The organism is Microcoleus sp. Pol10D4 (genome assembly GCF_036701555.1).
Classification (GTDB): domain Bacteria; phylum Cyanobacteriota; class Cyanobacteriia; order Cyanobacteriales; family Microcoleaceae; genus Microcoleus.
Genome location: NZ_JAUBRA010000078.1, coordinates 1 through 7,269, shown reverse-complemented (window position 1 = coordinate 7,269; position 7,269 = coordinate 1). Strand labels below are relative to the sequence as shown.

Here is a 7,269-nt window from a genome sequence, read left to right as displayed (position 1 = left end):
AACTCCAACTTCAACAACTCCTACTCCGACTCCTACTCCGACACCACCAACAACGCCAACTCCGACACCACCAACAACTCCAACTCCGATACCACCAACAACTCCAACTCCGATACCACCAACAACTCCAACTCCAACACCAACACCTGCACCATTAGTATCTATCTTTTCACCCAAACCTAATGCCACAGACGGCGGTGAACCTACGGGACTGCCACAAAATCTTAGCGGGCCTGGATTTTACTTCTTCACAGACAATGCTGATACTGTTATACCGCCAGAAGCGATGGGCAAAGGAATCTTGGCCCTATCCGGCAATGACTCTTTAACAGGTACCAATAACGATGACACCATCAGTGGCAATCAAGGTGCTGATACACTTAACGGACTGGGTGGCAACGACATTTTGTTAGGCGGAAAAGGCTCTGATAGCATTGATGGCGGTGCGGGCAACGACTTCCTCAGCGGTAATAACGACAATGACAGCCTAATAGGAGGAGAGGGTAATGATGTTATACGGGGCGGCAAGGGAAATGATACTCTCAATGGCGGTGCGGGCAACGATATACTCATAGGCGATCGCGGCCAAGACATTCTCACAGGCGGTGATGGCAATGATGCTTTCTTCTTCGCCGTAGATGAAGATGCAACTCCGATTAATCAAACAGATGTGATTACGGACTTCCGCCCTGGAGATTCAATTGGTTTGATGGAAGGACTAACATTTTCTGCTCTCACTTTTGAGCGTGTGGATTTGCAGTTTGACGGCGCAACACCTGTGGCTTCTACGGCTATTAAAGTGGGTGATAATTATTTGGCTATAGTCTCTGGGGTAGCTCAAGATGCCCTGAATGCTAGCGTTTTCTTCAAAGCCTAGAGCGATCGCACGGGCAGGAGCAAGGCATCTATGCAATTGGGCTCGGCAGCTATTCCTGCGGCCCAATTGCTTGTTCTAAAAATAAGGCGCTCACTTCTATAACCTGCTTTTGCCTTATAAAATCATCAATTCCGTTGGCAGCTTGATTGCAGTATTCCTATTACCTGCAATCTGCTGTCATCTCACATTCTCAACGGCGCACCCTAGAATCACGAGAATATTTAGTTTTAAATTCACCTTTTTGGACTGTGCCGATCGCGCTGGCGATCGAGTTTAGCTAAAAATGCACCCGAAACATCCGCCACAATACTAATTATCCGATACAAAGCCACGGCACCCAGAATTATACCCGTAGAAAAGCGATCGGAAAGCAGGGCGATCGCCGTTGCTTCAAATACTCCCATTCCCCCCGGTGCACCAGGTACGACTAAACCGACAACAAACGCAAAACAAAAAGCACCGAACAAGTTGGGAATATTGCTAAATTCCACTGGAGTTAAAGCCGTTACAGTTAGCAAAAAACCGCAGCCCCGCAATCCGATAAAACATATTTGTCCGATTAACGGCACTAAAGGATAGCGTTTAATTGGCAAATTAATGTGGCGGCGGGGCTTGACATTCGATGTTTTTTTAGCTATATTTGAGGTAGACTCTGCACGAAAAATCAGTTCCTCGCCTGCAGCCTCCCCAGCCTGGGAATTTTCCCCATTATTCTTTGATAACTTCAACCGCTCTACAAAGAGAACGATCGGATTTAAAATGCGGGGATGAATCGCCGTTAAAATAGCAGCACAACCGACAATCCGCAAAAACCAATTGAATTTTTCAAAACAAATCAACCCAATCAAAACGCCCGCAGAAGCCATCAGCAGCGGTTCCAGCAACACGCTGAGAGTAGCAGCTTTCGGGAAAATGCCGGCTTTTTTGGCGTCCAATATTCTACCCCAAAAATGCCAAATATTTCCTGGCAAATACTTGGCAATATTAGTTTTGAGAAAAACTTGAATCGCCCAGGCCGCAGTTACAGGTTGGCGGAATTCCCGCAAAATCAACATCCACACCCAGCCGACAAAAATTAGAGAAAGTAAAGTGACGCCGAGGGCGATCGCCAGTAACGGAAAACTTTCGGCTCGAATTTGGATATTCGCGACTTCTCGCCAGTGAGTCAAAAACGCTTTGGCAATAAATAAAAACGTCCCGCCCAAAATCAAATAGCGCAAATAAGGCTTTAAATGCGACTTGGCGAGGTTGAAAAAATTTTGAATTCGATGCAAGTGTTGTTTTCCCATTTTCTGATCCCGATTTTGAATTTGGGATTAAGTTATACTGTTTTAGATTTTACATTTTAGAGGGGCTAAGGCGGAATTGTGGTTGATTTACACGGCATGATATGACGGAAGAAATTTGTTTAACCTAACCTATACAGGCCTCTACAGACTGTGCGTAATGCCCGCCTTACAGACTATTTAGGGCGTTCTTAACCACAAACTTAAATTTAAAATCTAAAATTTAGATCGATATACCTCACTAGGAGTACATTTCTATGCCCGGCCCGAGCCCTGACGGTCTTTCCTATCTTTTAGATGATAGCCCCAATAGTTTCGCCTTGACTCCGGGCTTTTTGACTCCTTATCCTAACGGATTTTTTGCCCTCGGCGGCAACGATTTTATTGTCGGTTCGTCGGATGCCGATCGCATCAGTGGCGATAATGGTAACGATCGCATTCTCGGCGGCAGCAATTCCGATACGCTGTTAGGGGGCGCAGACAACGATTTGCTTAACGGCGGTGTCAGCAGCGACATCCTGTTTGGCGATGCCGGCAGCGATACCTTGCAGGGAGGTAAGGGAGATGACGTGCTCAACGGTGACTCTGGCAGCGACGTTTTAGTGGGCGATGGGGGTAAAGATATGCTGACAGGGGGTTTGGGCCCAGATACCTTTGTCCTCCGCAGCGACTCCGCAGTCTCCGATCCGGCTGCTGCAGACGTGATTACTGACTTTAACAGTTTTGTGGATTCGATCGGACTGACTGACAATCTTACCGAAGGTGACTTGATTCTCGAAGAAATATCGATCGCCCCCGGTATTTCCAATACATTAATTAAAATTCGCCAATCCAATGCTATTTTAGGCTTGGTAGCCAACGCATCTCCACAAGACCTCGCCGATACATTCATCTCTGCAACTACCGTATTGGGCAACCAACTGGATCAAGCTCGCGATTTAGGCGTTTTGGGTGGCACTCAAACGATCGCAGACTCGGTTAGCAACGCCCGGCCAGACGGCCTTTACCGCTTTACTTTGCCTGCAACTAGCGACTTTAAATTAACTGTCAGCGGTTTGACGGCAGATGTTGACGTTGCTCTAATTAAAGATATTAACGGCGACAATTCTATTGACTTCACCGATATTATTGCTTCTTCTCAACAACCGAATTTATCGCCGGAAGCGATCGACATCGACGGTTTAGCCACAGGAACTTACTTTGTCCGAGTTTATCAATACCAAGGCAGTACAAATTTCTCCCTCAATCTGTCTGCAACTCCTGCAACTGTTTCTCCTAACAATCCGAGCAACTTGCAGGGTTTTGACTCTCGTTTTGGGTTCGGTTTGGTGAATGCAGCAGCGGCCGTTGCTAAAGCTCAAGGTACTGCAACTTTTCCTGATGTTCCCGACTTGGGTGGCGACGAGTGGGGCAGAGATTTAATTAAAGCTCCAGAGGTTTGGGCCCAGGGCTTGACTGGAGACGGAATTGTCGTGGCAGTTATCGATAGCGGAGTTGACTACAATCACCCGGATTTGACGGGGAATATTTGGAGCAATGCGGGGGAAACCGGCGTTGATGCGATCGGTCGCAATAAAGCTAGCAACGGAGTTGATGATGACAACAATGGCTTTGTTGACGATTTCCGAGGATGGGATTTTGTCAACAACGATAATGACCCGATGGATGATAACAGTCACGGCACTCATATATCGGGTTTAGTTGCTGCAAAAAAAGATGGGGTTGGGATTACGGGAACGGCTCCAACTGCGAAGATTATGCCTTTGAAAATACTCGATGAGGCGGGAGTAGGCAAAATTAGGGATGAAATTAATGCGATTAATTATGCGGTGGCAAATGGAGCCAAGGTGATTAATGTAAGTTTGGGCGGCCTCCAGTTGAACGATCAAGAATTGGATGCGATTCGAGCCGCTGAAGCTCAAGGCGTGATCGTGATTTCGGCGGCGGGAAATGATGCTCGCCCACAAGCAGATTATCCGGCTCGGTTTGCCAATGAGGTAGGAATTGCTGTCGGTGCTGTTACCCGAAATGGCTTGTTTGCGGATTATTCTAACCGGGCGGGCGCGGAGGTAATTAATTATTTTGTTGCTCCGGGCGGCGACGGTGGTAGGGCGGATTCTGCTGACGTTTATTCAACTGTGCCGCTTTCTCAACCGGGGATTCCCTATCGATATTTTTCCGGTACTTCAATGGCAGTGCCACAAGTATCCGGCGTGATAGCTTTAATGTTACAAGCTAATCCGAGTCTGACTCCTGCTGATATTAAGAGGATTCTTGCAGAAACTACGAATCGAGCGGTTTGAATTAATTGATAATTGGTAATTGGTAATTGGTAATTGGTAATAGGATTGACATACTGTTACCAAATTTCGTAGGGGCGGGTTTTACCAACAATATCGAATTTCTACTAACAATATACATAAACCCGCCCCCACACAACTAACAATTTACATCAACATTGATTTGTATTGAATGCGAAAAATGTACAAGGAGTTTACCGTGGGATAGGGGCGGGTTTTATAGATTGTTAATTAGCCTAAATATTGTTGGTGAACCCCCCCTACAAGCCCAATTAAAAATTGGCGGCGTAAGTTAAGTCAAATTGGCGGCACAGGGTGATGCAGCAGTAGCTTGGTCGATCGAATACTAATTCGTAATTCATCTGGCCGTCTATTTTGGTGATCGGCTGCTTTAAGGGGATGCCCTGAATGTCGTATTGGCGGCGTTCTAAGGCACTCCAGTCGATAATTTTGAAGTCGATTTGGTTCTGTAACTCACTTGCGATCAGATATAGGTGCATCTTGTCTTGAACTTTCCCAGTCAGGGGAACTTTTATTAACACTGACTGGGTGACGAGGGGTTTTTGGTCGTTGGGATGCTTCTGAGTGTGGCAGCTTTTGAATTCTATATCGTAAGGTTCTACCTTGAATTTCTCTCCATTGGCGATCGCAGATGAGTGCAAATCTTCCAGGCACTTTTCTAGGTGAGGAATCAGCCCTAAGTCTGGATCACACAGCAGTTTACGAATGTTAGAGGTTTCAGTGATTGTCATTTGAGATTTTTGATGTTATTTTTTTATTCTTAACTTTTAGCTTACCACGAAAAGCAAACCTATCGAACTCTCCTTGCGACATACTTCCCCAAATGCCATTTATGGGCAGTATGTCGCAGTGAATCAGACATTTGTTTTTGGGCAGCAAACCAGTGTTTTTTACCTTAAAGTTTTAGATTGTTTTTTGGTAATTTTCCATAGATTAAGATCGACATTAGTGTCAGCCGGATCTATTTGATAGTTTTGTTGCTCAATTGCCGATCGCAAAGTAGAGGAAGGTCTGTATAAAAACAAGTCACTGAAACCGCTGGGAATTTGCGGGGGTTGAGGTTTTTTCTTTGCCAATTCTCGATTTTTGTAGCAAGAAGTGTAACAGCGGGGTTCTATTAGCAGTTTGACTTTTGGTTCTAGGTAATAACTTAAAGGCATCATATATGCGATATTGGCATCGCTGATAATTAGGGGATTGCTGGCTTGATTGACAGTCCCAGCTACTTCCAAAGCACCCAACCAACCGCTGCCTTTATTCCACCAAATGTCTGCTTGAGAACTAACTCCACCGGATATAATACCTGCGGAAAAAACTGCAATTACAACTATTCTCCACAGTTTTTGCTGTTTGAAGTTCTCCAAATTCTTACTAATTTTCGTAGACAACAGGTAAGCCACTGCTAGCTGAATTCCCACATAACAAGGAACTAAATATCGCGGATTTGCCGATCGCCTTCCACCCTTGATTATATCAGGTACTGCTAAAAACAAAGCAGTTGTTGCAATTAATAACAATACAATCAACCACACTCGCTTTGGTGTTTGTCTGCATAGATAATAAAGGGCATAGCCAACTAAAGCTAGAATCATGATAGCAACTGGAATTAGCAAGGCTAGTTGTGTGGCGTTGGCAGTTCCATCAATGCCAATATCAAAAAATGCTATGCTGACGGAACCAACCCACCTGCTGACTAATCTTAAGTAATTTGTCTGTTCAGCCCATGCTGTTGTGCTTCTAACTTGATTGAAGTTTTCTACAGTATTTACCAGGGAAGGCATGAAGCCACTCAATGCGATTAAAGATGCTACATAATAGGAAATGAATGTTTTCACATCGCGCCAGTTGGCAATAACTGCGACGTAGATTGCGTGGGCTGCAGCGACGCAGACAAATAACAAGTGTGTGTACAATCCCAGTGTTGCTGTGCCTGCATAAAGCGCCCAGGAAAGAACGAGGGCGAGCGCATTTTGAGTTGACTCAGGGCGCATTGCTCGCAACAACGCTGCACTGGATAAAATAGTAGTTAATGTCCACAAACTGTACTGTCTTGCTTCTTGGGCAAATAGGATGTGGTAGGGAGAAATTGCGAAAATTGCGATCGCCATCCACGCTACTGCTGAAGATTCAAATAACTCCCAAGCCAGCCAATAAATTGCGGGAAATACTAGCAGGCTAATCACGGCGGCCAAACTTCTCATTGCTGCAACGGAACTGCCGAACCATTGCGCCCAATATCGCGCTAGTACATAATACAGAGGCGGGTGTTGGGGGTCTTCTGTTGCTAAAGAATTCAGGGTATCCCTTACAGTTTTTTCGGAATTTATCTGCTGATATTTTTGTAAATCCGCAGGCGAGGTTATTTTCTGGTACGAAATTTGTTTGATTATTTCGGCTTCGGTGTAGCCCGAAACTCTCAAAGAAGTATATGTTTCGTCGATCCAGTAAAATTTGCGATCGAGATTGGCGAAGCGAAATAAAATACCTATAATTAATACGGCGATAATTAAAAATCGCAGCCACTTGTCAAGTGAAGGGTTGTAAGAATTTAGTCGATCGCGATCTTTCGTAGATTCCATTTTATAACTAGCTAATCTAGCACAAATTTTTACTGTTACCCCACCCGTAAGGTGCGCGCTAGGCGCACCCTACTAACTTAACAGCCAGAAAAAGGACTTCAGTCCTCACTACAAACAAAGGATTGACGCTCTCAGGGCTAAAGCCACTGAGATTCTGCTGACAGATTGACTTTAGTTATTACCAAAGCCTAATTCTCGCTACGGTG

Annotated in this window: 5 protein-coding genes; 2 read left to right on the top strand and 3 right to left on the bottom strand. The window is 45.1% G+C overall.

Going from position 1 to position 7,269, the window contains the following annotated elements; all coding sequences use genetic code 11:
* Positions 1–877, top strand: an 877-nt coding sequence (locus QUA36_RS26795) for a calcium-binding protein (protein ID WP_333459666.1), incomplete at its 5' end; no start/stop codon positions are given.
* 233 nt (positions 878–1,110) lie between these two features.
* Here QUA36_RS26795 and QUA36_RS26790 read toward each other — a convergent pair.
* Positions 1,111–2,166, bottom strand: a complete 1,056-nt coding sequence (locus tag QUA36_RS26790; protein WP_333459665.1) for a UPF0104 family protein — start codon at positions 2,164–2,166, stop codon at positions 1,111–1,113.
* A 254-nt stretch (positions 2,167–2,420) separates the two neighbouring features.
* Between QUA36_RS26790 and QUA36_RS26785 the strand changes: the two genes are divergently transcribed.
* The gene (locus tag QUA36_RS26785) at positions 2,421–4,466 is read left to right on the top strand and encodes a S8 family serine peptidase (protein ID WP_333459664.1); all 2,046 of its coding nucleotides are present in this window, start codon (positions 2,421–2,423) and stop codon (positions 4,464–4,466) included.
* Positions 4,467–4,735: 269 nt separating this feature from the next.
* Here the strand turns inward: QUA36_RS26785 and QUA36_RS26780 are convergent, their stop codons facing one another.
* The gene (locus QUA36_RS26780) at positions 4,736–5,215 is read right to left on the bottom strand and encodes a hypothetical protein (protein ID WP_333452180.1); all 480 of its coding nucleotides are present in this window, start codon (positions 5,213–5,215) and stop codon (positions 4,736–4,738) included.
* Positions 5,216–5,374: 159 nt separating this feature from the next.
* The gene (locus QUA36_RS26775; RefSeq protein ID WP_333459663.1) at positions 5,375–7,063 is read right to left on the bottom strand and encodes a glycosyltransferase family 39 protein; all 1,689 of its coding nucleotides are present in this window, start codon (positions 7,061–7,063) and stop codon (positions 5,375–5,377) included.
* Positions 7,064–7,269: the final 206 nt, after the last annotated feature.